32 protein-coding genes and 1 pseudogene are annotated in these 26,678 nt (G+C 64.6%); 29 read left to right on the top strand and 4 right to left on the bottom strand.

Annotation, left to right across the window (positions count from 1 at the left end):
- Positions 1–28: 28 nt before the first annotated feature.
- Positions 29–334, bottom strand: coding sequence for a hypothetical protein (locus tag CDN36_RS01810; RefSeq protein ID WP_233622486.1), 306 nt, complete (start codon positions 332–334; stop codon positions 29–31).
- Between the two features lie 228 nt (positions 335–562).
- Between CDN36_RS01810 and CDN36_RS01815 the strand changes: the two genes are divergently transcribed.
- The 10 genes and pseudogenes from CDN36_RS01815 to CDN36_RS01855 all read left to right on the top strand — a co-directional run bounded on the left by CDN36_RS01815 (position 563) and on the right by CDN36_RS01855 (position 8,608).
- Complete coding sequence (locus tag CDN36_RS01815; protein ID WP_209016906.1) at positions 563–769, top strand: Com family DNA-binding transcriptional regulator; 207 nt, start codon at positions 563–565, stop codon at positions 767–769.
- Positions 747–1,044: pseudogene (locus CDN36_RS22500) on the top strand (site-specific DNA-methyltransferase); the annotation flags it as partial. The gene CDN36_RS01815 and the pseudogene CDN36_RS22500, both read left to right, overlap by 23 nt.
- A gap of 196 nt (positions 1,045–1,240) precedes the next feature.
- The gene (locus CDN36_RS01820) at positions 1,241–2,413 is read left to right on the top strand and encodes a phage tail sheath protein (RefSeq protein WP_039220631.1); all 1,173 of its coding nucleotides are present in this window, start codon (positions 1,241–1,243) and stop codon (positions 2,411–2,413) included.
- A 29-nt stretch (positions 2,414–2,442) separates the two neighbouring features.
- On the top strand, positions 2,443–2,952 hold the full coding sequence (locus CDN36_RS01825) for a phage major tail tube protein (protein ID WP_006401805.1): 510 nt from the start codon (positions 2,443–2,445) through the stop codon (positions 2,950–2,952).
- Positions 2,953–2,985: 33 nt separating this feature from the next.
- Positions 2,986–3,297, top strand: a complete 312-nt coding sequence (locus CDN36_RS01830; RefSeq protein WP_006416684.1) for a phage tail assembly protein — start codon at positions 2,986–2,988, stop codon at positions 3,295–3,297.
- Positions 3,297–3,416 (top strand): GpE family phage tail protein, encoded by a 120-nt coding sequence (locus CDN36_RS01835; RefSeq protein WP_035947244.1) that lies wholly within the window; start codon positions 3,297–3,299, stop codon positions 3,414–3,416. Before CDN36_RS01830 ends, CDN36_RS01835 begins: the two co-directional genes overlap by 1 nt.
- The gene (locus CDN36_RS01840) at positions 3,413–6,175 is read left to right on the top strand and encodes a phage tail tape measure protein (protein WP_287495864.1); all 2,763 of its coding nucleotides are present in this window, start codon (positions 3,413–3,415) and stop codon (positions 6,173–6,175) included. The genes CDN36_RS01835 and CDN36_RS01840 overlap by 4 nt, the downstream gene beginning before the upstream one ends.
- A 12-nt stretch (positions 6,176–6,187) precedes the next feature.
- Positions 6,188–6,616 (top strand): phage tail protein, encoded by a 429-nt coding sequence (locus tag CDN36_RS01845; RefSeq protein ID WP_039220639.1) that lies wholly within the window; start codon positions 6,188–6,190, stop codon positions 6,614–6,616.
- Positions 6,613–7,761 carry a phage late control D family protein gene (locus CDN36_RS01850; protein ID WP_039220642.1) on the top strand — a complete coding sequence of 383 codons (1,149 nt, stop codon included), beginning with the start codon at positions 6,613–6,615 and terminating at the stop codon, positions 7,759–7,761. The genes CDN36_RS01845 and CDN36_RS01850 overlap by 4 nt, the downstream gene beginning before the upstream one ends.
- A gap of 466 nt (positions 7,762–8,227) precedes the next feature.
- Positions 8,228–8,608 (top strand): LysR family transcriptional regulator, encoded by a 381-nt coding sequence (locus CDN36_RS01855; RefSeq protein WP_059940151.1) that lies wholly within the window; start codon positions 8,228–8,230, stop codon positions 8,606–8,608.
- 5 nt (positions 8,609–8,613) lie between these two features.
- On the opposite strand, the gene CDN36_RS01860 is transcribed toward CDN36_RS01855, so the two are convergent.
- Positions 8,614–9,105: a helix-turn-helix domain-containing protein gene (locus CDN36_RS01860; protein WP_059940148.1), complete on the bottom strand. Its 492-nt coding sequence runs from the start codon at positions 9,103–9,105 to the stop codon at positions 8,614–8,616.
- A gap of 75 nt (positions 9,106–9,180) precedes the next feature.
- Here CDN36_RS01860 and CDN36_RS01865 point away from each other — a divergent pair, with 75 nt between their 5' ends.
- From CDN36_RS01865 to CDN36_RS01925, 13 genes are all read left to right on the top strand, one after another.
- A complete protein-coding gene (locus CDN36_RS01865; protein WP_226823103.1) occupies positions 9,181–9,408 on the top strand; it encodes a hypothetical protein in 228 nt (75 codons plus the stop codon).
- Between the two features lie 15 nt (positions 9,409–9,423).
- Positions 9,424–9,618 (top strand): hypothetical protein, encoded by a 195-nt coding sequence (locus tag CDN36_RS01870; RefSeq protein WP_006401795.1) that lies wholly within the window; start codon positions 9,424–9,426, stop codon positions 9,616–9,618.
- 25 nt (positions 9,619–9,643) lie between these two features.
- Positions 9,644–9,835 (top strand): hypothetical protein, encoded by a 192-nt coding sequence (locus CDN36_RS01875; protein ID WP_081068931.1) that lies wholly within the window; start codon positions 9,644–9,646, stop codon positions 9,833–9,835.
- A 27-nt stretch (positions 9,836–9,862) separates the two neighbouring features.
- Positions 9,863–10,111, top strand: a complete 249-nt coding sequence (locus CDN36_RS01880) for an Ogr/Delta-like zinc finger protein (RefSeq protein WP_006401793.1) — start codon at positions 9,863–9,865, stop codon at positions 10,109–10,111.
- 89 nt (positions 10,112–10,200) lie between these two features.
- Positions 10,201–10,395, top strand: coding sequence for a hypothetical protein (locus tag CDN36_RS01885; protein WP_012217443.1), 195 nt, complete (start codon positions 10,201–10,203; stop codon positions 10,393–10,395).
- Between the two features lie 3 nt (positions 10,396–10,398).
- A complete protein-coding gene (locus CDN36_RS01890; RefSeq protein WP_006401791.1) occupies positions 10,399–10,602 on the top strand; it encodes a hypothetical protein in 204 nt (67 codons plus the stop codon).
- 42 nt (positions 10,603–10,644) lie between these two features.
- A complete protein-coding gene (locus CDN36_RS01895; protein ID WP_012217445.1) occupies positions 10,645–10,839 on the top strand; it encodes a hypothetical protein in 195 nt (64 codons plus the stop codon).
- Positions 10,840–10,843: 4 nt separating this feature from the next.
- A complete protein-coding gene (locus CDN36_RS01900; RefSeq protein ID WP_006416680.1) occupies positions 10,844–11,203 on the top strand; it encodes a hypothetical protein in 360 nt (119 codons plus the stop codon).
- Positions 11,200–11,460 carry a hypothetical protein gene (locus CDN36_RS01905; protein ID WP_039220797.1) on the top strand — a complete coding sequence of 87 codons (261 nt, stop codon included), beginning with the start codon at positions 11,200–11,202 and terminating at the stop codon, positions 11,458–11,460. The genes CDN36_RS01900 and CDN36_RS01905 overlap by 4 nt, the downstream gene beginning before the upstream one ends.
- Before the next feature lie 2 nt (positions 11,461–11,462).
- Positions 11,463–14,258, top strand: coding sequence for a toprim domain-containing protein (locus CDN36_RS01910; protein WP_039220801.1), 2,796 nt, complete (start codon positions 11,463–11,465; stop codon positions 14,256–14,258).
- 448 nt (positions 14,259–14,706) lie between these two features.
- Positions 14,707–15,147 carry a DUF4224 domain-containing protein gene (locus CDN36_RS01915; RefSeq protein ID WP_175835569.1) on the top strand — a complete coding sequence of 147 codons (441 nt, stop codon included), beginning with the start codon at positions 14,707–14,709 and terminating at the stop codon, positions 15,145–15,147.
- Positions 15,148–16,227 carry a tyrosine-type recombinase/integrase gene (locus CDN36_RS01920; RefSeq protein ID WP_080594212.1) on the top strand — a complete coding sequence of 360 codons (1,080 nt, stop codon included), beginning with the start codon at positions 15,148–15,150 and terminating at the stop codon, positions 16,225–16,227.
- A gap of 407 nt (positions 16,228–16,634) precedes the next feature.
- Complete coding sequence (locus tag CDN36_RS01925; protein WP_150556882.1) at positions 16,635–16,823, top strand: glycine zipper 2TM domain-containing protein; 189 nt, start codon at positions 16,635–16,637, stop codon at positions 16,821–16,823.
- 65 nt (positions 16,824–16,888) lie between these two features.
- Here CDN36_RS01925 and CDN36_RS01930 read toward each other — a convergent pair whose 3' ends face one another.
- Positions 16,889–17,221 (bottom strand): hypothetical protein, encoded by a 333-nt coding sequence (locus CDN36_RS01930; RefSeq protein ID WP_150556883.1) that lies wholly within the window; start codon positions 17,219–17,221, stop codon positions 16,889–16,891.
- 474 nt (positions 17,222–17,695) lie between these two features.
- Here CDN36_RS01930 and CDN36_RS01935 point away from each other — a divergent pair, with 474 nt between their 5' ends.
- From CDN36_RS01935 to pdxY, 5 genes are all read left to right on the top strand, one after another.
- The gene (locus CDN36_RS01935; protein ID WP_150556884.1) at positions 17,696–17,965 is read left to right on the top strand and encodes a MoaD/ThiS family protein; all 270 of its coding nucleotides are present in this window, start codon (positions 17,696–17,698) and stop codon (positions 17,963–17,965) included.
- Positions 17,966–18,011: 46 nt separating this feature from the next.
- A complete protein-coding gene (locus CDN36_RS01940; RefSeq protein ID WP_287495865.1) occupies positions 18,012–19,115 on the top strand; it encodes a WD40/YVTN/BNR-like repeat-containing protein in 1,104 nt (367 codons plus the stop codon).
- A gap of 373 nt (positions 19,116–19,488) precedes the next feature.
- Positions 19,489–21,132 (top strand): methyl-accepting chemotaxis protein, encoded by a 1,644-nt coding sequence (locus tag CDN36_RS01945; protein ID WP_287495866.1) that lies wholly within the window; start codon positions 19,489–19,491, stop codon positions 21,130–21,132.
- Between the two features lie 239 nt (positions 21,133–21,371).
- Positions 21,372–23,468: an elongation factor G gene (fusA, locus tag CDN36_RS01950; protein WP_150556887.1), complete on the top strand. Its 2,097-nt coding sequence runs from the start codon at positions 21,372–21,374 to the stop codon at positions 23,466–23,468.
- A gap of 146 nt (positions 23,469–23,614) precedes the next feature.
- Positions 23,615–24,472: a pyridoxal kinase PdxY gene (gene pdxY, locus CDN36_RS01955; protein WP_150556969.1), complete on the top strand. Its 858-nt coding sequence runs from the start codon at positions 23,615–23,617 to the stop codon at positions 24,470–24,472.
- Positions 24,473–24,534: 62 nt separating this feature from the next.
- Here the strand turns inward: pdxY and fghA are convergent, their stop codons facing one another.
- Positions 24,535–25,389 carry an S-formylglutathione hydrolase gene (gene fghA / locus CDN36_RS01960; protein WP_150556888.1) on the bottom strand — a complete coding sequence of 285 codons (855 nt, stop codon included), beginning with the start codon at positions 25,387–25,389 and terminating at the stop codon, positions 24,535–24,537.
- Positions 25,390–25,674: 285 nt separating this feature from the next.
- Here fghA and CDN36_RS01965 point away from each other — a divergent pair, with 285 nt between their 5' ends.
- Positions 25,675–26,637, top strand: coding sequence for a winged helix-turn-helix domain-containing protein (locus CDN36_RS01965; RefSeq protein ID WP_287495867.1), 963 nt, complete (start codon positions 25,675–25,677; stop codon positions 26,635–26,637).
- The last annotated feature ends 41 nt before the right edge of the window (positions 26,638–26,678 follow it).

Genomic DNA, 26,678 nt, shown 5'->3' on the forward strand with positions numbered 1-26,678 from the left:
GGCGGTCGGCGAGTGACGCCCCAAGTCGTTATTTGCCGTTCTTCTCCCACAAGCTTGCCCAGGCACGCATCTCTTCGAGGTTTACGCAAACATCGCGCAGCACGCCGTCGGCTCCCCCGGGATGCAACTGATGCTTGCGCACACTGTAGAAGTCTTTGGCGAGGGAAATAATTTTTGTCGTTCGTTCAAAGCAGTAGCCGCAGTGAAGACGCATGCGGCTATGCAGTACCTCGAGCTGAGCCAAAGCGAGAGGATTGGGCTCTGCCAACTCATTGTTGCGAAAAACATTTTCTATTTCGTTTGCGATTTCACGGATAACTTTCGATGTTTTCATTTCCCCTTCCGTTTATTGCGGAACGCTAAGTTTGTGGCCAAATAGCAGGCAATGTCACGGCACGTCGAGCCGACAGTGATTGTACGTTTCGTTAAGGCTCAGCGCATATGTGTCTTAATTCGCAATCGTTTTACGGACACGTTTTTTTTTAACTTTCTATCCCTTTATCTAACGACGACGTCACCACGCAGTAACAACCGCCGCTGGGAGCACATCCAGACTTGCCAGATGGTCAATCGAAGCGCGTGCCCCATACAGGACATCCATTGCGGAAGCTGTAACCGAAAACTCGGAGCCGGCGAGTACATCCGGCTCACCATCAAATGCCCGCGCTGTCGGGCTATGAACGTGTTGAGGGCCGAGCGCCGCTTACCCGCAGGCCGCCGAGTCTCCGCTACGAGGGGGTCGCTCCATGCAACTACTCATTTCCGCTGACCTGATCAACCGCATTCACCAAGCCGACGCACCGAACGTGCTCGCGCGCTACCTGATAGTTGTGTCGATCTGACCTCCACGGATCCGCCCTACTCGTCCGGCGGCACGACCGGCGCCTCGCGCGGCCAGTCGCTGTCGAGCAAGTACATCTGCGGGGCGTGAAGACGATCTACCCGGAGTTCCAGTACGACAGCAAGGTTCAACGGTCGTGGTCGTTCTGGTGCATGACCCGGCCCGCCGAGGTCTATCGCGTCAGTCGCAATGAAACAGAACTGGATCGGATGTGAGCCGGAGCCCACCTACCACCAGGTCGCGACGCCACGCCTTGCCGGGCTCAACAAACCCACCGTCGCTGCATAACGCCATCCTGCAGCGGTTTCGGTTGTGGCCGACCGCTGCACAACCACGCGGGCGTGATCTGCGCGCGCGCGAACGGCAATCTTTTCGGGAGCCTCACTTCCGGGAGATTGCATGCCCTCTGATTACCACCACGGCGTACGCGTCATTGAGATCAATGACGGTACGCGCCCCATCCGCACGGTCAGCACGGCCGTGATCGGTATGGTCTGCACCGGCGACGACGCCGATCCGACCACCTTCCCCGAAAACCGTCCCACCCTCATCACGGACGTGCAGGCCGCGATCGGCAAGGCCGGCACCAAGGGCACGCTCGCGCGCGCGCTCGATGCGATCGCCGCGCAAACCTCGCCGATGATCGTCGCCGTGCGGGTGCCGACCGGCAAGGATGCAGACGCGACGACCAGCAACGTGATCGGCACCACGACGACCGACGGCCAGTACACTGGCATGAAGGCGCTGCTGGCCGCGAAGAGCCGCCTCGGGGTAAAGCCGCGCGTGCTCGGCTGTCCCGGCCTCGACACGCTGCCGGTTGCCGCCGAGCTCGCCACGATCGCACAGAAGCTGCGCGGCTTCGCATACGTCAGCGCGTTCGGCGCGCAGACCAAGGAAGAGGCGGTCGCCCACCGGGCCAATTTTGGTCAGCGCGAGTTGATGACGATCTGGCCGGACTTCGTGAACTGGAACACCGCAACCAACGCCGAGGACATCACGTGGGCGACGGCGCGCGCTCTCGGCATGCGCGCGAAGATCGACGAGGAAATGGGCTGGCACAAGACGATCTCGAACGTCGTCGTGAACGGCGTCACCGGCATCAGCCGCGACGTGTTCTGGGATCTGCAGGATCCGAATACCGATGCCGGCTACTTGAACGGCCACGACGTCACCACGCTCGTGAACTCGGACGGTTACCGTCTATGGGGATCGCGTACCTGTTCCCAGGACAAGCTATGGGCCTTCGAGAACTACGTGCGCACCGCGCAGGTGATCGCCGACACGATGGCCGAGGCGCATATGTGGGCGGTCGACCAGCCGATGAGCCGCACGCTGATCAAAGAGATCGTGGACGGTGTGAACGCGAAGTTCCGCGCGTGGAAGACGGCGGGCTACCTCATCGATGGCGAGTGCTGGTTTGATCCCGCCGCCAACGAGAAGGATTCGCTGAAGGCCGGCCAGGGCTTCCTCGACTACGACTTCTGCCCGACCCCTCCGCTCGAAGACCTGACGTTCCGCCAGCGCATCACGGACCGCTACCTGCTCAAGTTCGCGCAAAGCATCGCGGTCTGACGTCACGGCACTCACCATAGGGAAATGCAATGGCTCTGCCATCCAAACTGAAGAATTTCAACGTGTTCGAAGACGGTGTCTCGTTCGTCGGCGAAGTGCCCGAAATCCAGCTGCCGAAGCTGTCTCGCAAGATGGAAGCGTATCGCGGCGGCGGCATGAACGCCGAAGTCGACGTCGACCTCGGCATGGAGAAGATGGAGCTCGGCCTCACGATGGGCGGCTTCATGAAGGAGATGTTCAAGACGTGGGGCACGTCGAAGATCGACGGCGTCACCGTGCGCTTCGCCGGTTCCTACCAGCGCGACGACACCGAAGAAACGGACGCGGTCGAAGTGTATGTGCGCGGCCGCTACAAGGAAATCGACCCCGGTAAGGCCAAGGCCGGCGACAACGCCGACCAGACCGGCACGATGTCGCTGTCGTACTACCGCCTCGTCTGCAACGGCGAGACGCTGATCGAGATCGACATCCCGAACTTCGTCGAGATCGTCGGCGGTGTCGATCGACTCGCGCAGCAGCGCCGCGACATCGGCCTGTAATCCTAATCCATTCCCTCTCTCAGGAAACACACCATGCAATCCAAGCAATCCGCCGTCATTACGCTCGATACGCCGATCAAACGCGGCGAGCAGGAAATCACTGCCGTCACGCTGATAAAGCCGCTCGCCGGCGCGCTGCGCGGCGTCGCGCTCACCGACGTGCTGCAGCTGGACGTGATCGCGTTGTCGAAAGTGTTGCCGCGCATCAGCGATCCTGTTTTGACCACGCAGGATGTGCTGCGCCTGGACCCGGCCGATCTGGTGCAGCTCGGCACGGAGGTGGCTGGTTTTTTGGTGCCGAACTCGTCGAAGGCGGACGTCTCCCTCGAACCGTCGACGACGTGATGGCCGACATCGCGCTCGTGTTCCACTGGTCGCCCGACGTGATGGCCGCCATGCCGCTGTCGGAGCTGATGGACTGGCGCGAGCGCGCACGTGAACGCTACGAGCAGGGTAACGAATGAGCGATCGTTCGCTGCGCCTCGAGGTCGTGCTCAAGGCGCTCGACCAGGCGAGCCGCCCAATTCGCGAGATCACCGGGCGCAACCGCGCGCTGGTGAAAGACCTGCGCGACACGCGCACGCGGCTCAAGGAACTCGGCGACACCCAGAAGCGTATCGGCGAGTTCCGGGAGTTGCGTCGCGGCATGCAGGAAACCGAGGCGAAGGCGCGCGCTGCGCAGGAGCGCGTGCGCCAGCTCGCGCAGCAGATGAAAGCGGCCGAGTCGCCAACACGCGCGCTCACTCGCGAACACCAGCAGGCCGTACGCGCGGCGAAGGCGCTTGCCGGCCAGCTCGATCAGGAACGTCAGCGACTCGACGGCGTGCGCTCGAGTCTCGCCGCGAGCGGCGTCAGTACACGCAATCTCGTCGAACACCAGCGGGCGCTACGCTCGAGCATCGCCGAAACGAACGCGACGCTGACGGAACATGCGCGGCGCTTGGACGCCATGAACAACCAACAGCAGCGCATCGCGGCCGCACGCACGAAGATGGGCGCCATGCGTGGCGCCGCGGCTGAGATGGCAATCGGCGGGTATGCTGCGCGCGCAACGGGCCAGCACATTCTTGCCGACCTGCGTGAGCCTCTGGCCGAGGCGAAGAAAATCCAGAATGAGCGCGGCCGCATCCTCGGGCTCGGCCTCGGCGAACGTGCGACGCAGGATGCGGAGCGCTACGTACGCGCGATGCAAACTCCGGGCGTGGCGATCGCCGACAACATGACGCTGATGCGCGACGCGATGTCGATCTTCGCCGACGAGCATCACGCGCAGATGGTCATGCCAACGCTCGCGAAGATGAAGTTCGCGAACGAGGCGATGTTCGGCGCCGACCAGGGGCACGAGAACGAAGAGAAGTTCATGAACATGCTGAAGGTGATCGAGCTGCGCGGCGGCACGAAATCCGAGGCAGCGTTCATCAAAGAAGCGAACATGGTCCAGCAGGTGCTGACCGCGACGGGCGGGCGTGTCGGCGGCGACGAGTGGCGCAACTTCATCCAGACCGGCAAGGTCGCTGCGAAGCAGATGCGCCAGGACGCGTTCTATTACCAGATGGAGCCGCTCATCCAGGAAATGGGCGGTCACGCGGCCGGCACCGGCGTGCAGGCGGCGTACAGCAACCTGATGCAAGGCAAGACGACCGTGCGGGCGGCCAAGCGCCTGGTCGAGCTCGGGCTCGTCGACAAGAAGTCGGTCGAGTACAACACGATCGGCAATGTGAAGCGGATCAAGCCCGGCGCGCTGATTGGCGGCGATCTCTTCAACGCCTCGCCATTCGAGTGGATGGAGAAGGTGCTGCTGCCGAAGCTGAAGGCCAAGGGCATCACGTCGGACGCCAAGATTCTGGAGGAATTCTCCACGATCATGACGAACGGCAACGGCGCGAACCTGTTCGCCACGATGTACATGCAGCGCGAGCAGATTCACAAGAATGAGCGGCTGAACCGCGGCGCGTACGGGATCGACAAGCTGCATGCACTCGGGCAGCAGCAAACCGAAGGGAAAGAGCTGATCGCGCTGGAGAAGGTCCGCAATCTGCGCACCGTGATCGGCGAGCAGGTCCTGCCCGTGTACAACCGCGCGCTCGAGCTGACCACCAGTGTGCTCGAGCAGCTGCTCGGCTTCGCGAAGGAATATCCGACGTTCACGCGCGCGGTGGCGATCGGCGCGGCCGGCCTCGGCGTGCTGCTCGCCGTGCTCGGCACGCTGACGATCACGCTCGCGGCCGTGCTCGGGCCGCTCGCGATCGTGCGCTTCAGCATGTCGATGCTCGGCATCCAGGGCAGTGTCCTGGTGCGCGCGCTCGGCGCCATCGCGCGGACGTTGCTGTTCGTAGGCCGCGTCGCGCTGACGAGTCCCATCGGCATCGTGATCGCCGGCATCGCGCTTGCCGCGCTGCTCATCGTCAGGTACTGGGAGCCGATCAAGGCGTTTTTCTCGGGCTTCTGGCAAGGGCTGGCCGATGGCCTGAAGCCGCTCGCGCCGCTCGTCAGCCGAGCCTTCGGGATACTCGGCGCCGCGTTCGCACCGCTCAAACCGCTGTTCGTCTGGCTGATGGGCGCTGCGAAGGGTGTGCGGGACTGGCTCACACGACTACTGCCGCCCGTCGACGCAAGCAAGGAAAGCCTCGACGCCGCAACGGGCGCCGGCCGAGCCTTCGGCGCCTGGCTGGCCGACATCATCCGCGGCCTCGCTGATGCGTCGACGCGCTTCGCTGAGTTCGGATCGAACCTTATGTCCGGGCTCGTCGACGGGATCACGAACGGCCTGGGCGCCGTGAAGACCGCGATCCAGCGCGCTGGCGACAGCGTTGTCAGCTGGTTCAAGGAGCGGCTCGGCATCCACTCGCCGAGCCGCGTGTTCGCCGCACTCGGCGGCTTCACGATGGCCGGCCTCGAGCAGGGGCTGCGCAACGGCCAGGACGGACCGCTCGCGACGGTGCGCGAACTCGGCAAGCGCATCGTCGCCGCCGGCGCAGGCATCGGCCTCACGGGAGCGGCAATCGCGGGCAGCGCACCGCTTTCCGTCGACAACCGGCCGCCGCTGATCGCCGCAACGGCCGCGCGCGCGCCGGCATCGGCGCCCGCGCCGATCACGATCAACGTGTACGCGTCGCCAGGCATGGACGCGAATGCGCTCGCGCAGAAGGTGCTGCAGGTGATGCGACAGGAGCAAGCCGCGCAGGCCGCGCGTGAGCGCTCGCGCCTGCGCGATCGGGATTGAAGGGGGATTGTCATGATGATGGCGCTCGGGCTGTTCGTGTTCAGCCTGTCGACGCTGCCCTACCAGGAGTTGAAGCGCCGGCGCGGCTGGCGCTACGCGAGCAACAACCGTGTCGGCCGGAAGCCGGCGCGGCAGTACGTTGGCGAAGTTGACGAAACGATCGTCCTCTCCGGCGTGCTGCTGCCCGAACTGACCGGCGGCGATCTGTCGCTGTCGGTGCTCGAGGCGATGGCCGAGCAACACACCGCGTGGCCGCTGATCGAGGGCACCGGCCACATCTACGGCATGTTCACGATCGACGACATCGATACGGCGCGCACGCTGTTCTTCCCGGATGGCGCGGCGCGCCGCATCGACTTCACGGTGGCGCTCACGCGCAACGACGACATCGACATGCTGGGCATTGTGACCGACGCGATCAAGGAGGCGATCTCGCTATGAATCTGGCCGACCTGCCCGGCGCCGAGCTGGTGCAAAAAGCGGCGCTGGCTGACGATCGCGTGCCGCGTGCGATCTATTCGATCACGCTGGCCGGCAAGGACATCACGCACAAGTTCGACGGTCGGCTGATCTCGATGACGCTGCAGGACAACCGCGGCTTCGAGGCCGACCAACTCGACATCAGCCTGGACGACTCGGACGGCGCGCTGGAGATCCCGAGCCGCGGCGTGAGATTGAAGGTGGCCATCGGTTGGGCCGGGGCTGCGAATGGGCTCGTCGATAAAGGCGAGTTCGTCGTCGACGAGGTGCGGCACACCGGCACACCCGATGTGCTGACCATTCGCGCGCGCAGCGTCGATCTGCGCGCGGGCCTTTCGATCAAGAAGGAACGGTCCTGGCACCGGCAAACGGTCGGTGCGATCGTGCGCGCGATCGCGAGCCAGAACAAGGTAGAGGCGCGTGTCAGTCGTGCGCTCGACGGTCAGCTCGTCGACCATATCGACCAGACTGCCGAATCCGATGCCAATTTGCTCACGCGCTTGGCCAAAACGTTCGACGCCATCGCAACCGTGAAGAACGGGAAGCTGCTGTTCATCAAGGCCGGCGAAGCAACCACGGCGAGCGGCAAGCCGTTGCCGCCCGTCACGATCACCCGCGACGTCGGCGATCGCCATGAGTTCGGTGTCGCCGATCGCGACGCATATTCCGGCGTGCAGGCGTTCTACCTGAACACGCGCACCGCAAAGAAGCAGTCGACCACCGTCAAGCGGCGCCGGCGGCGCACCACGAAGAAGAAGCCCATCGATAAGAGCGGCGACGTGCTGTTTGGCACGGCGGAGAACGTGAAGGTGCTGCGGCACACGTACGCGAACAAGAGCAACGCGACGCGCGCGGCGAAGGCGGAATGGGAGAAGCTGCAGCGCGGCGTCGCGGAGTTCAGCATCGTGCTCGCGCTCGGCCGGCCCGAACTCATGACCGAGCTGCCTGTAACCGTGCGCGGTTACAAACGCGTCATCGACGACTGCAAGTGGATCGTCGCCCGTGTTACACATACGCTCGACGGTAACGGCGGATTTACATCAGACCTCGACCTAGAGGTCAAGGCGACCGAGGTGCCGGAGTTCGACACCTCGGATGGAGCATGAACTACTGCATCAGCATGCGGTGGATAGCGGACAGGCTCGCGAGTGAGCTTGTGACGAGCTGCACGAGATCAGCATGCTCGGCAGGGGACAGCGTTCGCAGTCGGCGCCCTGCGCGCTTCTTCCTGGGCGGATCAGCGGAACGCATCCTTTGTGTAGTCGGGTTCGCTTCCGCGCAGCGATCGATGGCCCCGTCGATCGTTGTTTCAATGGCATCGAGTTGGTCTTGCTTCGTGTTACGCACTACGGATACCTCTTCGGATATTGTGAACCACGTTACCGCGTGAAACGACATTCACGCGTCAAGTAACGCGGCCCTATTTTCGTGCGTTACGAATGAAAATGAAACGTAGGGAAAAGGCTTTCGAAAGTTAGGTAAAAACCTACGTCTGCCTCGGTCCCGGCGGCCAGATTGAGCGGTGTTCGCGACACGCTGCTAGATTGCGTCATGCCCACATTGCGCAATCGTATGAATCCGTCCACGAGGCCGACACAATTCAACTGGAACCTTCTCAGGGCCTTCGCGGAGATCGCCCGTTACCGCAGCATCACGGAGGCCGCGCACGCGCTTGGCGTGCAACGGCCGACGGTCAGCCAGAAGATCACCGAGCTCGAAAAGATATTGGGCCTCCCGTTGATGGAGCGGCGTTCCGGTAGCGATGGATTCCACCTCACTCAGTACGGGAGACGACTGCGCATGATCGTGTCCCGCTTCGATCAGGAGTTAGCGGCGCTGCGCGGGCAGCCGGAGTGCTCGCCATCCATGTTGGATGCGGCAGACATTCTGGGGCACGTGGAAGACGCGATGGCGGCGCTCAAGCGCGCCGCGGATACCCTGCGCCGGTCCTAAGTAAGTCAGTCTTGACTGATCTGACCGCGTTTACGAGATACGCGTTGTCGCTTGGTCTGCTCCACACTGGCTTGTGCCGCCTTCACTTCCTCCTCAACGAACGCGTCCAGCTTCGCCATGCGATTCGCCGCGATCCGTGGAATCCGCTTTGAAGGTTGGCCAGACACGGTCATCTCGCCAATGTGCAGGTAACCGTTGATCGCGCCTTGCACAGCGGCGCGGCCGATGTCGTTCAGTTGCAAAAAGCTGTCTACCAGGTCAGCTACGTCAGGCGGCAATTTCGATTGAGTCGCACGCTCGCCAGTAATCACGTACAGCACGTCAACGCCGATCTTGGCGAGCGCCGCCAGGTAGTTCGCGTCTGGTGATCGCGTACCGGATTCGTAGTTCAGTTGCGCCTGCTTTCCCAGCCCACCCAGCGCAGCGAACTCTGCCTGGCTTAGTCCGATGCGCATCCGTTCCTCCTTCAAACGGTCGCCAATCGTTTTCTCTACCATCTTGAAGTTTCGTTTTGAGTACCTTAAACTTCACTCATCCCTAGTGAAGCACTGTCCAAACTGAGTATAACCGCCATGACAACCCCTCAAGGCCCCCGGCGCGCACCGGCCGGCGTCATGTCCAGCAAGCCGGTTTCCCTGCGCCTTCTGCCCGCCGAGCGCAGCCAGCTCGAACAGCTCGCCCGACGTGAGCCTCGCTCTCTTGCGAGCCTCACGCGCCTGATCTATCTCGAAGGGCTGCCGCACTACCTCGCCAAGGTGTCCTCGTTCGAGGACACGTCCGCCAAAGTTTCCGCCAGCTGACCGGAGGTGATCATCATGTATCCCGATCCCAAGCGCGTCCGCGACAACCGCCTGATGCTGCGGTTCGACGACTACGAATACGCGCTCATCACCGCGCTTGCTAACTATCAGGGCGAGCAAACCGCCACGCTGATTCGCCAGATGGTTCTGCGAGAAGCCGCCGAAGCCCTGTTGCCATCGAGCAATGTAGCTCGCGACCAGGCCCGATAGCAGCAGCCTTGGAGCAGCCGATTCAATGCCCGAACTCGAAATCACCTTCACCGAGCAGGACGCCGAATTACTCGAGCGCGTACGGCAACAGCAAGGCCTCGCGTCGATTCAGCAAGCGGCGGAATGGCTCGTGAAGCGACGGCTGCGCCTCGGCGCACGTCGCCTCACCGGACGAGACCGGGCGCTCTACGTCGTCCATAACAACAGCCGTAATTGACGCGGCCATTTCCGACAGGAAGTCACGATGAAATTGAAGTGCCATCACTGCGGCAGCCGCGCCGTCATTCGGACCAGCCGTCCGCTGTCCGTCCTCGTCCGGGAGGCGTACTGCCAATGCACCAACATCGAGTGCGCGACGACGTACAAGATCCATATTGCCGCCGTCCACACGATCGCGCCGAGCCTCAATCCGAACCCGATGGTCTACCTGCCCGTCGGCAAGGTTGACCGGCTACCGCAGGACCCGCGTCAGCTCTCGCTGATCGACGCCTAACCAGTAACCGCAATTCTTGTTTCACACCCATCGCACCCGCCTCGCGCGGGCGCGGGGGACTCCTTTTGCCTGAAATTCTGGAGAGACTCATGCAAACGCCGACTCCCGCCCACGTCACCACCCTCACCTCGTCGCTCGACTTCAACCAGCGCGTCGCCTACCTGCAGAAGCTCTGCGCGACTGACGTCCGCGCCGACGTATTCGTCGCATCCGCACGCGCACTCGGTTTCGCCGTGTCGTGGGATCTCGCGCGCGGCACGCCGCTGCTCGCCTGGATGCACTGACCGATGCGCGCGCCGCTCACCGACGTCGACCTGCGCGCGGCATGGCATCGCCTGCGCATGGTCGGTGATTTCGACACGTCGATCCGCCATCGCGCCGTACGCCTGGTCGTGGAATCTGCGGCGCGTGCGATGCAGGACCGAGAACAAGCCCGGTCGCGGCGCAGCTCCGACGCGAAGCGATGCGCTGCGAACGACTTCGACGAATGACGAATCCGCGCCGATGCCGGCGCACTTACCTGGAGCCAAACCATGAAACCCTACGTTTTCGGCATCAGTGTGCTGCTGATGCTCTCGCTCTCCCTCACCGGTGCGTACTACCTCACCACCGACGTCCTGCGCCTATTCGACGTCCGATACGCACGCCCGATCGCCTTCGTCGGCGGCGTCGCGGTGATGGTTGCGCTCGTCGTCGCGCTCGGATGGTCCGTTCCGCCTCGGGGGTGATGTGATGACGATCGAATCCGCTATCCGCTATGAGCTGCTAACCTCGGCCGGTCTCCGCACCGTCACCGGGGAGCATGTCGTCATTCCGAACGACGTCGGCGCGACTTTCGGCATCCACGCCGAGCCCTATCTGGCCGATGGCCATCCGGAAAAGTGGGTCGTCACGCACCTGGCCTCGGGCATGCAAGCCGGGACGGGCACATCCCGCACCGCAGCCATCACAAACGCGACGACGAACGTCGAACGCAATCGGCCCCGACTGCGCACTATGCTCGACGAGGCGACTGCAGCCCGCACCGATCTGCAGTTCGCCACCTATCAGCTCGCGCGCAATCGGCTCGCGATCCTGGGGGAAGCCGCATGAGCCGCCTCGATGCTTCATCGCACGATGCGACGCTCCGGGCCGCGATCGTCGCGGCCGCAAATCCTCTGCACTTCAACAACCGCCCCGGCAGCGTCGCTCGCCAGTGTGCGCTCGGCCTGTTCGTCGCGGCATTGAGTGATCGCCTCGCGCTCGACTTCCCCGAGTCCGCCGACGCGCTGCGCGCGCTCGTCTTCTCGCCCGCGACGCCGGACAACCCGGCTGTCAACACCCCGCAGCAACCTGAACAACAGCAATAACAATGGCCTCGATCGACGAACTGAAACAACGCATCGACCTGCACGACCTCGCCGATCGCCTCGGTCTCAAGCGCGGCCGCGGCGGCAACAAGGCGCTCTACCACTCGCCGCAGCATGAGGACAAAAACCCGTCCCTGTCGATCTACGTGAATCACCCGAAGCATGGCACGGGCTGGCGCGATCACAGCGCCGGCGTCGGCGGCTCGTGCGTCGATCTGGTCATATATGTGCGCGGCGGCACCGTCTCGGACGCTGTGCGCTACCTGCACGACGCGTACGGCATTCCGCTCGACCGGCCGACGCCGACCGAGCGCCGTGAGAAAACGACCGTCGAATACATCGCCGATCGGTGCTTCGCGGAGCGCGACCAGGTCCGCGAATACCTCGGCGGCCGCGGCATTTCGGCCGCGGCGATCGACGCCGCGATCGCCGCACGCACGCTCGGCTTCAACACGTGGACGAGCTCGAAAGTTGCCGCCGGCGAAGTCGGGCACGGCGGGCCTGCCGCCGCGTTCATCGTGCGGGCGCCGGCCGACGGCCGCGTCGTCGCCGTCGACATGCGCTACGTGGATCCCGCGCTCAACGGCGGCGTCAAAACGCAGACGCAGGGCGACAAGGCGGGCTACGGCTGGACCGCGGATCCCCGGCGGCTGGAGAAGGCGAAGCGCGTATTCATCGTCGAAAGCGCGATCAACGCGCTGTCGATCGACACGTGTGCGCTGCCCGGCGCGGCCGCGCTCGCGCTGCGCGGCCTCGGCAACGTTGACACGCTGGATTTCACTCCGTTGCGAGGCAAGCAAGTTGTGATCTGCATGGACAACGACGAGCCATTCGCTGACGGTCATCCGCGCGCCGGTCACCGTCCCGGCCCCGAAGCAGCGTGGGCGCTCTACGAACGGCTCACCGCCTTGAACATCAGCGCCGTGCTCGTCGACCAGGCTGACTGGCTCGCGGACCTCGCGGACGGCGAGAAGCAGCAGAAGCCCATCAACGACGTCAACGATTACCTGCAGCTGCGCGGCCCGCTCGAACTCGCGCGTGCGCTCGAGCAGCTGGAGCCGTGGCTGATCGCGGGACTCGCCGGCGACGCCACGCGCCGCGGCCGGCCGCGCATCTTTCTGCCGCCGCACGACTTCGCACAGTACTGGCGCTTCCGCGTGCGGCCCGACTTCACCAGCTACATCACGAAGATGGACCGCAACGAGGAATCGGGCGTCGAGACACCGGTGATGACGGATCTGTGCGGTTTTCGCATCGCCGGCATGAGCCGCGTGTCGGTCGCGAGTGCGACGTCGACGATGACGGGCGACGCCGACCAGGCGCCGACCGTGTATTTCGCCGTGTCGGTGCAGGCGCCGCGCCACGGCGCGCAGCTCATTCGCCGCGTGATGCTCGACGACCAACTGCACAACGTCGACCAGTGGGCCAAGTTTGGCCCGATCTGGGCGCCCGCGCCGTTCAAGCGCATGGTCAATATCCTCGAACGCGGCGCCGACCTCGGCGCGCGTCAGGCGGCAAACTTCGTGGGGCTCGCGTGGCGCGACGGCCGGCTCATCGTCAACGAAGGCCCGGATTGTTACTTTACCGAAGCGGACAAGCAGTGTCCGTATCACAACCTCACGTTCCCGAGCGGCCCGATCAGCGACGCGCGCCGCGTCATCAGCGCCTACCAGACAACGTTCAAACAGAACGCCGCGACGATCCCGCTCGTCTGGGCTCTCGGGGGCCACCTGAAGGCGCTACTCGGCTTCTGGCCGCACATCACGATCCAGGCGAACAAGGGCGCTGGCAAATCGACGCTCATCAAGCGTCTGGAACGGTCGCTCGCGTTCACGATGTTCTCGGGCCAGTCGCTGCAGACCGAGTTCCGCCTGCTGACCAGCATCAGTCACACGAGCCATCCGGTCGGCTGGGAGGAGCTGTCGGCACGCCGGCAGGACGTGATCGACAAGGCGGTCGGCCTGCTGCAGGAGAACTATCAGTACACCGTCACGCGCCGCGGCGCCGACATGACCGAATACCTGCTGTGCGCGCCGGTGATGCTCGCCGGCGAGGACGTGCCCGTGCGCAGTCTGCTCGGCAAGCTCGTACGCACGACGCTCACCGGCAAGCGCGGCCCGCTGCTGCCCGACGACCTGCCGCGCTTCCCGGTACGGCAGTGGCTCGAATTTCTCACCGGGCTCGACAAGCGCGCCGTGCTCGACCAGTACGCGACGCTGCGCGACAAGGCGCTGGCCAACTGCCGCGCGAGCGGTGAGGACGACGGCGCGAAACGCATGGCCGGCAACTATGCGGCCGTCGCGCTCGCGTGGCGCTACCTGTGCGAGTTCGCCGGCATGGATCCGACGGAAGGCGACTTCCCGCGCGATCTGCTCGCTGAAATGAACGGCCACATCGCCGAAACGAGCGCCGATCGGGAACCGTGGGTCTGGATCATGGAAACCGTGCTGTCGGAAATCGACGGCGGCAACTACAAGCACCCGTACACGTTCGACATGGTCGACGGCGAGTTCTGCCTACTGCTGCGCACCGGGCACGTGATGGACCACATCGCGCACACGAGCGCGCTGCGCGACAAATGGAACGCCCTGCCGGTGAAGTCGGACCGCGTGTTCAAGGCGCAGCTCAAGCACGCCGGCGTCGTGGTTGGCGAGAAGGAAGTCGAGCGGCGCATCTATACCCGTCGCGTGCCGTACCTCACACCAATCTCGCTCGAGCGCCTGGTCGGCTTCGGGCTGCACGTGTCGGTTCGCGAAGATCTGGCGACCGACGCGGCCGAGCAGCGAGGCCGCGCATGATGCCCTCCCAGCCAATGCGACCGCCGTGCAGCACGCTGCCCCCCGTGTCCGTCGCAAGTCGAACCTGCCGGGCGAAAGCGCCGGCCCCGATGAAAGCGGGCCGCGCGAGCCGTTTTTTCCATCGGGAAGGGGCAGGCAGCGCACGCGAATCGTGGTTTTCGAGGGCGTCCGTTCGTAAGTCTTTGATTGTTGAGAAGAGTACCGCCATGTGTCGCCCTCCATTCGCCATTAGTCGGGGCGTTTTTGCCACTAGTCCGATTTTCGCGCCGGCGCCCCTCGTGCCTTTCTCTCTTCTCTCTAATTCATTGAAAAAGAAGAGAAAAGAAAGCAGGGAAGAAGCAATACAAGGCCTGAATCGAGCGCCACGAGTCTTGGGCTTTTTGCCACGGGTTTGCGCCTGTGCCTATTTTTTGAGCCACGAGTTTTCAGGCGCATCCACGGGTAACTCATGGCAATTGATGGCAAAAAATCTGCTTATAAATCAGCGCGTTACACCAAAAACGAGCGCAAACCACGAATCCACGAGTTGCGCTGCGTGTGGTTCCTTTTTGTGACAGTGATTGCGATGCAGAATCTTGACCAGACACCGTCGAGCCCTCGCTACGCGGCGGCGAACGTGTTGCCACCTTTCCTAACGGATGCCGAGCTACGCCGAATCGCCGAGCCGCTGCGCCAACCGGCCGCGATCATGCGGTGGTTCAGACGAGCGGGTTTTGAGGTGAAAAAGAAACCGAACGGAATGCCGCTCGTATCGCGCGCGCATTTCGAGCAAGTCATGTGCGGGCGAGCAGTCGCAAGCGATATCGATCGCGGAACGGGTGATTGCTCGCCGGATACCGCTGCATTGCTACAACGGTTCGCACGCAGCAACAAGAAGAAGGCAAATTAAATGGGGCGCAAACGAAAAAGTAACGAATTGGGACTGCCCGACCGCGTTTACCCGAAACATGGCGCGTTTTACTACGTGCATCGCGACGGGCGCTGGGAACGCCTTGGTACTGACCTCGCTGAGGCGAAACGAAAAGGCAACCTGTACAACGACCCTGATTCGACCTATGGCACGATGTCTTACTTCCTCGACGAATTCGTCGTCCACTGCGAGAAGCGGGTACAGCTGGGCTACCTCAAACCCCGGACATACGAGGACTATAAGCGGGATGTCGAACCGCTGAAGGTGTACTTCGGCCGTATGACGCCGGCCAGCGTCGAACCGAAACACATCGGTGCCTACCTAGACCTCTGTGCGGAAAACGGTCGGCCCGTACGCGGCAACCGGGAGAAGGCATGCTTGTCGTCATGCTTCACATGGCTTATTCGAACCGGCAAGGGGAGCGTTAAGCTGAACCCGTGCCTTGGCGTCAAACGAAACAAGGAGACGAAGCGGGAAAGGTATGTTGAACACGACGAGTATCGCGCCGTGTGGGCGGTCGCGGCACCTCAGGTACGCGGCCTGCTTGATCTGACGTATCGGACGCTGCAGCGCCCAGAGGACATTATCGCGTGGGGACCAGCAAACATCGTTCAGAAGCGCGAACCTGACGGGTCAGTACGCCGTGTAATCCGCAACGACCAAGGGAAAACCGGCGCCATCGTCGATATCGCGGTAACACCCGAAATCGATGCAATTCTGAACTATCTGAAGGCTACCGGTCCCACCCCCGGGCCTGGGACAACGTGGATTCGCAAGCGCAATGGCCAACCTTACAGTTACTCCGGGCTCACATCAATGCTGCACCGTTATATCGGGAAGGTGAACCGCGCTCGCGAAACGAAGGGGCTTACTCCGTTTCAGTCGTTCGGACCTTACGACATGAAAGCGAAGGGGGCAACAGATATGTGGCTCTCTGGCGTGCCGCTCGAGCGCATCCAGGTGTTGTGTGGGCACGACTCTGTGACGACTACCGAAATTTACGTCAAGTGCCGATGGCGAGGCACGATCGAGCCCAACCGGCAGCAGGCTGCCGTCTAATAACGCGGGACAAACCGCGTCAGAGCAGGCCCCAATTGGCTCCGACGCGGCTTGATTATTAGACAGGCCACGAACGTAAGCCGTTGAAAAAAAAAGAAATTTGTTACGAAACGCAAGCGGGACTCTTAATCCGTAGGTCGAGTGTTCGAGTCACTCACGCCCCACCAGAGGTAGCGCAAGGGCCGCACGACGTGCGGCCCTTGTTGTTTCCGCCCGCACTCGTGCATCTTCCTCCCCCGTCACCACGCACGGACGCCGCCCCCCATGGTGCGCGGCGGCGCGCCAAACTGTCGTCCAATTCCTACACCCGATTCAGTCGTGGCCGATATTGCGCCTCCGGTGCGCCCGCTAAGCTGGACTCATGCCGGCGTGCGTCCCACGTCGGTCCTCGCAACAGGAGACTCATCATGAAAGCGACGAAGTCGATTCTCGTTGTCATTACCGCGCTCGTCATGGGTTCGTCCATCTTCGGCTGCACACTCGGCGGCGCCGCGGCCGGCGGCTACCTCGGCCACGAAGCGACCGGCGGCAGCACGGCCGGCACTATCGGCGGCGCCGTCGTGGGCGGCGTGATCGGCCACGAACTGGGCAAGTAAGCTGCAAGTCAATCCCTGGTCTGCCCTCCCCCACGGTATCCGGCGCGAACGCCTCGTTCGCGCCGTCACTTCCCCACGATATAAAGCGGCCAGTTCGGGCCATATCCGTACATGATCAGCACGTCGCCCGGAATCGCCTCGGCCGCTGCGCGGGCCTGCGCCACGCTGTCGTAGCGTTTGGCCTGCGAGGTACAGGTCACGTAGTGCCGTAGCCCGCCTCTGAGCGTGCCGTCGTCGCGGCCGATGAACGCTGCCTGCCGCAACGTCCACACGAAGTGCCCTTCGCACTTCGCCCGCTCCGGCGGACGCGCCACCTTTGGGTCGTCCGTCTGCGACGGCTCGCCCGCCTTGTGCAGCTGCATCTGCCGCCGGATCGCCGCGTCAGACCAACTCCCCATGCCAATGTCTCGCCCCTTGCCCTTCGCCATGGTCTCCTCCGAGTGATCGCCTGCGGCACTGCGCGCGCGGGCACTCCGATAATGGTGAACAATAACGAGGTGAATGGGATTGGGGAGTGTCCGATATGCGATACCCCACCCCACGACGACGCTCCACGGGCGCCGAGACTCGCAGCTCGTCATGCAAAGGGCGCCGAATCGCGTCTTGCGCATCGGGAGATCCGCCAACGGCGTGGGGAGCCAAGCGCCCCGGCGCATCTTCGATGCACCGCACCATGCCTCACGGCGCGCGCTGTCGTGCGGAACATGCCGTAGGCCGCACGGGCGTTATCCCCGCCGCGACATAGCGCAGCAAGCGCGCAACAGTGGTGCAACGCCCAGTGTACGAATGGTCCTCATTGTCTACACTGGAAGCCTTACGCTCATCGGAACGCACAGACCCGGTTGCCTTCATGGCAATCGCAACGCAAGGGCATGGCCACCGTCACGTTTGCACCCGCGATCCAACGACACGTGCCGATCGACGAACAACGCGTCGACGGCGCCACGGTGCACGACGCGCTCGCGCGATGCATCTCGCGCGCCCCGGCGTTGCGCGGATATCTGTTCAACGACCAGGGCCGGCTGCGCCCGCACGTCGCCGTCTTCGTCGACGGCAGGCTGATTCGCGATCGCCGGGCATTGAGCGACGCACTGGGCGATGCAAGCCACGTCTACGTGGCGCAGGCGCTCTCGGGGGGATGACCGCGCGGGTCTCGAAGCAGACGCGAGCGAGCCAAGGAGAAAGACCGTGGAGCACATCAACGGCGCGACCCTGCTGGTCGCCACTCGCAAGGGATTGTTCACCTGGCGGCGCGAAGGTGATGCGTGGCACATGGCGTCGAGCACGCCGGACTTTCCGGGCGAACCGGTGAGCATGGTGCTGCACGATGCGCGCGACGGCACCGACTACGCCGCGCTCAACCTCGGGCACTTCGGCGTCAAGCTGTGGTGCCGCGGGCGCGAGGCGAACACCTGGACAGAGCTCGCGCCGCCCGCATTCGATCCGCAGACGCCAGTCCAACCCGACACGCCCGCCCCGTCCGTCGACCTGCTGTGGTCGCTCGAAGCAGCCGGCCCCGACGCACCCGGCGTGTTGTGGGCAGGCACGATCCCGGGCGGACTCTTTCGCTCCGGCGATCATGGTCGCAGCTGGCAACTCGTGCGCAGTCTGTGGGATCGTCCCGAGCGCGCCGAATGGATGGGCGGCGGCTACGACCACGCCGGCATTCATTCCATCTGCATCGACCCGCACGATAGCCGCCAGGTGATGGTCGCGGTGTCGACCGGCGGTGTCTGGCGCACGCGCGACGACGGCCGGACGTGGACGCTCGCGGCCTCGGGCATGGAGGCGGACTACATGCCGCCGGAGCGCCGGCTCGACCCCAACGCGCAGGACGTGCATCGGCTCGTGCAATGTCGCGACGCCCCGAATGCCTTGTGGGCGCAGCACCACAACGGCATCTTCCGCTCGCTCGATTACGGCGCGTCGTGGCGGCGCATTCATGCGTCGCCGTCGAGCTTCGGCTTTGCGGTCGCCGTGGATCCGCACGACCCCGACGTCGCCTGGTTCGTGCCGGCGCAGCGCGACGCCTGCCGCATTCCGGTCGACGCACGTCTGGTCGTCACGCGCACGCGCGACGGCGGCGAATCGTTCACGTCGCTCTCACAGGGACTGCCCGAAGTGCCGTCCTACGACCTCGTCTATCGCCACGGCCTCGACATCGACGCCACAGGCCGCCGGCTCGCCATGGGGTCGACGACCGGCGCGCTGTGGATCAGCGAAAGTGCAGGCGAACGCTGGCAATGTGTGTCCGCACATTTGCCCCCCATCTACGCCGTCCGCTTCGTCTGAGTCGCCTGAGTCGCCTGAGTCATCTGAGCCGGCTCGCTCGTCCGACACACCCGCCGCGTCGGATTCGCCCGCTGTCTGTGTAGGAATCCGACGCGTCCGTCGCGTCGGACTTCCGCTCGCCGCCCCGTCGGAGACCTTCAGATATCGTATTCCAAGTCGTATACGAAGGTAGACGGACAGGCTTTATCGAATCCCCGTCACGCGTCGCCGGGCACCTCCAACGTATCGAACTCGGCGCGTGGGCCAATGGCGCGTCGTGCGTCACTCCTCGTTTCGACGCGTTGCACGGCAACCGGCGACCACTCCGCAACGCCGGCGACGTCACGTCTCGCGTGTCGTCCCGGCATCAAACCACTCAATGGAGTCTTTGCTCATGCGAATCGCCGACCTGAAAATCCGGACCCGACTGTCCATCGGATTCGGTACCTTGCTGATCCTTCTGCTTGCCATGCTCGCCATCACGCTGGTGCGCTTCGTCGCCATCGAGCGTGCGAACGAAATGCTCATCACGAGCGCCTGGGCCAAGGCGGACGCCGCGCACACCATCAACGCCATGGTGCGCAGCAACGCGCGCCGTCTGCTCGAGGCGGTCAGCGCGACGCACGCCGCACAGCGCGACGCGTTCGATCGGCACATCGACGAGAACCTGGCGGCCATCGGGCGCGCCCAGGGCGTGCTCGACAAGTACGTGAGCTCGGCGCAGGGCAAGGAGTTGCTCGCGGCCATCCGGCAACACAACACGACGTTTCTCAAGGCACGCAACACCGTCATCTCGCAACTGAGAGCGGATCAGCGAGAGGCCGCGCTCGCCACCGCGGAAAAGGACGCGCTGCCCGCGCTCGACGCGATGCAGGCGGAATCGGTCGAACTCGTGGCGCTGCAGCAAAAGATCGTCGACGCGACCGGGGCCTCGACGAGCGCCGACATCGCGTTCGCCAAGTGGCTGCTCGCCGCCATTGGCGGCGCGGCGGCTGTCGTCGGCATCGGTGCGGCGTGGTCGGTCACGCGCAGCATCACGCGCCCGATCGCCCACGCCGTGCAGGTGGCCGAACGCGTGGCGCAAGGCGACCTCACGAGCCGCATCGAAGTGACGAGCCGCGACGAGACGGGTCAACTGATGGCCGCCCTCAAACACATGAATGAAAGCCTCGATCGGATCGTGCGGCGCGTGCGCAGCGGCACGGCGGCGATCGCCTCCGCGTCCGGAGAACTGCTTGCGGGCAACACGGATCTGTCGGCGCGCACCGAGGAGCAGGCGGCCTCGCTCGAAGAGACGGCGTCGTCGATGGAGGAGCTCACGGCAACGGTGCGCCAGAACGCCGAGAACGCGCGTCAGGCGAGTCAGCTCGCGATCAATGCCTCGGAGATCGCCGGCGAAGGCGGACGTGTGGTCGAGCGCGCGGTGACGTCGATGCAGGAGATCGCGGCCAGCTCCGCGAAGATCAACGACATCATCGGCGTGATCGACGGCATCGCCTTCCAGACGAACATCCTTGCCCTCAATGCGGCCGTGGAAGCCGCACGCGCCGGCGAGCAGGGTCGCGGCTTCGCGGTGGTCGCCGGCGAAGTGCGCACGCTCGCCCAGCGCAGCGCTGCCGCCGCCCGGGAGATCAAGGCGCTCATCGAGACGTCGGTGAGCCAGGTCGAGGACGGATCGTCGCAAGTGCGCAATGCCGGGCGCACGATGACCGATATCGTGCAGGCGGTGCAGCGTGTGACCGACATCATGGGCGAGATCTCGGCCGCCTCTGCCGAACAGTCGGGCGGCATCGAACAGGTCAACACCGCCGTCATGCAAATGGATCAGGTCACGCAGCAGAACGCCGCACTCGTGGAAGAGGCCACCGCGGCGGCCGGCTCGCTCGAAGACCAGGCGCGTCAGCTGCGCGAGGCGGTTGCCGTCTTCCGGCTGGCCGGCTACGACGAGGCGCCGGCTTCGAACGAGGGCGACACGCAGGCCGCCCGAGGTCCGCGCGGCGCCGTGCTCGACTTCGCGCGTCCGCGCAACGCCGCCTGAGAACGGCCGGCGGCGCGCACGGACGCACGCCCATGCAGGCGTGCATGCAGGCGGTCCATGCAGACGCCAGTGCGGCGCCGCCGCCACCACGCCGACGCGCCGCGGCGCCGCCAGCACGCGCCGAAAACCCCGTGGCTGCTGGTCTTGGGGGCGATGCCGAGCCCAGCGCGGCATTGCGACATTGGAGTATGATGGCTGCTGCTATGCTTTTTCCCCACCGTCTGGAAAAGAGGTGTACTGTGGCCCGAAAGACCCCCATCGAGCGCTACCGAAACATCGGCATCAGCGCTCACATCGACGCTGGCAAGACGACGACGACAGAGCGCATCCTGTTCTACACCGGCGTCAACCATAAGCTCGGCGAAGTCCACGAAGGCGCTGCCACCATGGACTGGATGGAGCAGGAACAGGAGCGCGGCATCACCATTACGTCGGCCGCGACCACCTGCTTCTGGCGCGGCATGGCCGGCAACTATCCCGAACATCGCATCAACATCATCGACACGCCGGGCCACGTCGACTTCACGATCGAGGTCGAGCGCTCGATGCGCGTGCTCGACGGCGCGTGCATGGTGTACGACTCGGTCGGCGGCGTGCAGCCGCAGTCGGAAACCGTCTGGCGCCAGGCCAACAAATACAAGGTGCCGCGCATCGCGTTCGTCAACAAGATGGACCGCGTGGGCGCCGACTTCTTCCGCGTGCACAAGCAGATCCACGAGCGTCTGCGCGGCAACGCCGTGCCGATCCAGATCCCCATCGGCGCCGAGGACAACTTCCAGGGCGTGGTCGATCTCGTGAAGATGAAGGGCATCGTCTGGGACGAGGCGTCCAAAGGCGTGAAGTTCGAGTACATCGACATTCCCGAGAACCTCAGGGATACCGCGCAGGAATGGCACGAGAAGATGATCGAGGCGGCGGCCGAGGCCGATGAGGCGCTGCTCGAGAAATACCTCGGCGGCGACACGCTCAGCGAAGCGGAGATCAAGGAAGGCCTGCGCAAGCGCACCGTGGCGGGCGAAATCGTGCCCATGCTGTGCGGCACCGCGTTCAAGAACAAGGGCGTGCAGGCCATGCTCGACGCCGTGATCGATTACCTGCCCTCGCCTGTCGACGTGCCCGCCATTGCCGGCCACGACGAAGACGACAAGGAAGTCGAGCGCCATCCCTCCGACGACGAGCCGTTCTCGGCTCTGGCCTTCAAGATCATGACCGACCCGTTCGTCGGCCAGCTGATCTTCTTCCGCGTGTATTCCGGCGTGATCGAGTCGGGCGGCACCGTGCTCAACCCGCTCAAGGGCAAGAAGGAACGCCTGGGCCGCATTCTGCAGATGCACGCGAATACGCGCCAGGAGATCAAGGAGGTGCGCGCGGGTGACATCGCCGCGGCCGTGGGCCTGAAGGAAGCCACGACCGGCGACACGCTGTGCGATCCGGCGAACGTCATCATTCTGGAGAAGATGGAGTTCCCCGAGCCGGTGATCTCGCAGGCCGTGGAGCCGAAGACCAAGGGCGACCAGGAGAAGATGGGCCTCGCGCTCAATCGTCTGGCACAGGAAGATCCGTCGTTTCGCGTGCAGACAGACGAGGAATCGGGACAGACCATCATCTCCGGCATGGGCGAGCTGCATCTGGAAATTCTCGTCGATCGCATGCGCCGCGAGTTCGGCGTGGAGGCCACCGTCGGCAAGCCGCAAGTGGCCTATCGCGAGACGGTGCGCAAGAAAGTCGAGGACGTGCAGGGCAAGTTCGTCAAGCAGTCGGGCGGACGCGGCCAGTACGGCGACGTGGTGATCACGCTCGAGCCGGACCCCGAAAAACCATACGAGTTCGTCGACGCCATCAAGGGCGGCGTGGTGCCGCGAGAGTACATTCCGGCCGTGGACAAGGGCATTCGCGACACGCTCAACAGCGGCGTGGTGGCAGGCTACCCGGTCGTCAACGTGAAGGTCACGCTCACCTTCGGTTCCTACCATGACGTGGACTCGAACGAAAACGCGTTCCGCATGGCCGGCTCGATGGCGTTCAAGGAAGCCATGCGCCGCGCCGACCCGGTGCTGCTCGAGCCGATGATGGCCGTGGAAGTCGAGACGCCCGAGGAATTCATGGGCAACGTGATGGGCGACCTGTCCGGGCGTCGCGGCATCATGCAGGGCATGGACGACATCGTGGGCGGCGGCAAGATCGTGCGCGCCGAAGTCCCGCTGTCCGAAATGTTCGGCTATTCGACGTCGCTGCGCTCGCTCACCCAGGGCCGCGCCACCTACACCATGGAGTTCAAGCACTACGCCGAAGCCCCGAAGAACGTGGCCGACGCGATCATCTCGGCCAAGAAGTAAGCGGCCGAACGGCGGGAGCGTCGCGGCGTCGCACACGCCGGACATTCCCGCCGACGCGCCCCACGACGCCCGCGCCCGGCACGGCCTCGTCCTCGGATGGGAACGCGCCGCTCGCGGGCGTCAATCTTTGCCTCGCTCTCGTCATGATGAAAAACATCCTCAGCATCCAATCGCACGTGGTGTTCGGCCATGCCGGCAACAGCGCCGCCGAGTTCCCGATGCGCCGTCTCGGCGTCAACGTCTGGCCGATCAACACCGTACAGTTCTCGAATCACACGCAATACGGCAAATGGACGGGCCAGGCGCTGCCCAGCGACGAGATCCTGCGCCTCGTGCAAGGCATTGCGGACATCGGTGAGCTGGGCAATTGCGACGCCGTACTCTCGGGCTACCTGGGCGCCCCCGAGCAGGCCGGCTTTGTGCTCGCGGCGGTGCAGCGCGTCAAGCAGGCCAATCCGGCGGCCATCTACCTGTGCGATCCGGTGATGGGGCATCCCGAGAAAGGATGCCGCGTGAAGCCGGGCATCGAGCAATACCTCGTCGACCACATGCCCGAGGCGGCCGACATCATGGCGCCGAATCACCTCGAGCTGGAAAAGCTCGCGCAGCATCCGGTCAATACGTTCGACGACGCCGTGCTGGCCTGCCGCGCGCTGCTCGCGCGCGGGCCGAAGGTGGTGCTCGTCAAGCATCTCGAATTTTCGGGCAAGCCGGCGGATCGTTTCGACATGCTCGTCGTGACCCGCGAAGAGGCGTGGCACGGCTCGCGCCCGCTCTACCCGTTCGCGCGCCAGCCGGTGGGCGTGGGCGACCTCACCTCGGGTATCTTTCTCGCGCGGCTGCTCAGGGGCGACTCGATTCGCGCCGCGTTCGAGCACACGCTCGCGGCCGTCGACGCGGTGCTCAACGTCACGCATCTCGCCGGCCGTTACGAACTGGAGATCGTGCAGGCGCAGGACCAGATCGTCGCGCCGCCGCGCCACTACGAGGCGCGGCCGGTCTGAACCGACGCTGCGTCGCCTGGAGGCATTCCGGGCAGAAGTCCGGGCGCGCGCGCCCCGGCCGGTCAGTACGCGCGCAGATGTTCGGCGTGATGCGAGAGATGATCGGCCATGAACGTCTGGATGAAGTAATAGCCGTGGTCGTAGCCGTCGTGACGGCGCAGATTGAGCGGTTGCCCCGCCTCGCGGCATGCACGCTCGAAGAGGTGCGGATGCAGTTGCGCCTCGAGAAACTGGTCGTTGAGTCCCTGATCGATCAGAATGCCGCCCGGGAACACCGCCCGCCCCGCCTGCGCGATCAACTCGCTCGCATCGTACTGGCGCCAGGCCTCGCGATCCGCGCCGAGGTAACGCGTGAATGCCTTCTCGCCCCACGGACACTGCATCGGCGCGGCAATCGGCGCGAATGCCGACACGGAACGGAATTTGTCAGGATTGCGCAGGGCGAGCGTCAGCGCGCCATGGCCGCCCATCGAATGACCGAAGATGCCAATGCGTTGTGCATCGATGGGCAGCGTGCGCGTCACGAGCGCGTAGAGTTCGTCGGCGACATAGCTGTACATGCGGTAGTGCGTCGACCACGGCGCCTGGGTCGCATCGAGATAAAAGCCCGCGCCGACACCGAAATCCCAAGCGTCCGTCTCGCCGGGAACACCCGCACCTCGCGGACTGGTGTCCGGGGCGATCAGCGCCACGCCATGCTCGGCGGCGAGCCACTGGGCGCCGCCTTTGATCATGAACGTCTCTTCCGTGCATGTGAGTCCCGCGAGGTAGAACAGCGCCGGCACCGCGCGGTCGTCGCGCGCTTGCGGCGGCACAAACACCGAAAAGCGCATTGGCAGGCCGATGGCTGTCGAGTCGTGACGATAGAAACGTTGCGCGCCACCGAAACAGCGGTGTTCGGAAATGAGTTCGAGCATGGCGAAGTCCGGGAGTGTTCGAGAAGTGGGTCCTCAGCGCCTTGGTCGCAACCTGCGTGGCAGACGGTGGTGGATGGCGCCGGATGGCGTCTATCTTACCTCGCACCGCGGCGCGTGACACCGCCCGGCACGCGACGAGCGAGGCGTGCGCGCCATCGCCGCTGCGGCACGTTCGCCGCGGTCAAAGGCACGGGTCGCGCGTACCTTTGATGCGCTTGTTGCCTTGCGACAGGCGAACGCGCATGGCTACGGTTGGCCTCCCGGATTCCCGACAAGGAGCGCGCCATGCCGATGTCACCTTTCAATCTCGACGAAGTCACCAATCTCGTGCAACGCGACGGCATCGCGGCACGATTGTCCGAGCAGGAAAAGCGTCTGCTCTTGCTGCTCTCGGCGCGCGCCGGCACCGCATGGGGCAAGCGTGCGCTGATGGAGGCGCTGTGGGGTCGCCGTGCGCAATGGATGGAAGACGCCGCGCTCGTGCAGCTCGTCTCGCGCCTACGACGCTCGCTCGCCCCGCTCGGCCTCGAGCGCACCATCGTGACCGTCGCGCGCGTGGGCTACCGCTTCGACGCGCCGCGCGCGGATGGGCGATCGCACACGTCGCCGGCGCGATGCCCCGCTTCCGGTGTCGCCGCAGACGGTGACCGGCACGATGCCCTGCACGACGGCTCGGCTCGGCCCGATCACCGAACCGATCACCGAACCGACCACCGGACCGACCATCGGACCGACCGGCGGCTCGACCAGTGGACCAACGCGCGGGCCGACCCGGGGGTCGACCCGCGGGCAGACCATTTCGCGACGGCGTCGCCTGACCATGCGCTGCAGCACTGCGTGGCGCGCGACGGTCACGGCGAAGTGCATCGTCACGGCGTGGCCGTGCGCATTCCGCAGATCGAGTACCGACTATGGTGCGCGCTGCACTCGCCGCCCGGCGTCGTGCATGACAAACGTGCGCTCATCGCGCTGCTCTGGCCCGACCGCCCCGACCAGGACGACACCAATCTCATGCAGGTCGTGTCACGGCTGCGCCGCAGGCTGATCCCGCTCGGTCTGCAGCGGCACATCGTGACGGTGCCCCGCCGGGGCTATCGCTTCGTGCCCTGCAACGACATGGCTTGTGCCGCCGCGCCTGTCACCGGCGCCCGCGAGCCGCGCCGCCTCGTCTGGCTGCGTACCTGCCGGCGCTCGGCAAGCGCGTGGCTGACGTGCCTGACACGCCGTTTGCGCTGGCCGGGGCGCTGAACCGCCGCGACGCTGATCGTGCCACTGCCGCGATACTTGCG

The sequence above is a fragment of the Pandoraea sp. CB10b_02 genome, assembly GCF_002216225.1.
In the GTDB taxonomy this organism is placed as follows: domain Bacteria; phylum Pseudomonadota; class Gammaproteobacteria; order Burkholderiales; family Burkholderiaceae; genus Pandoraea; species Pandoraea nosoerga.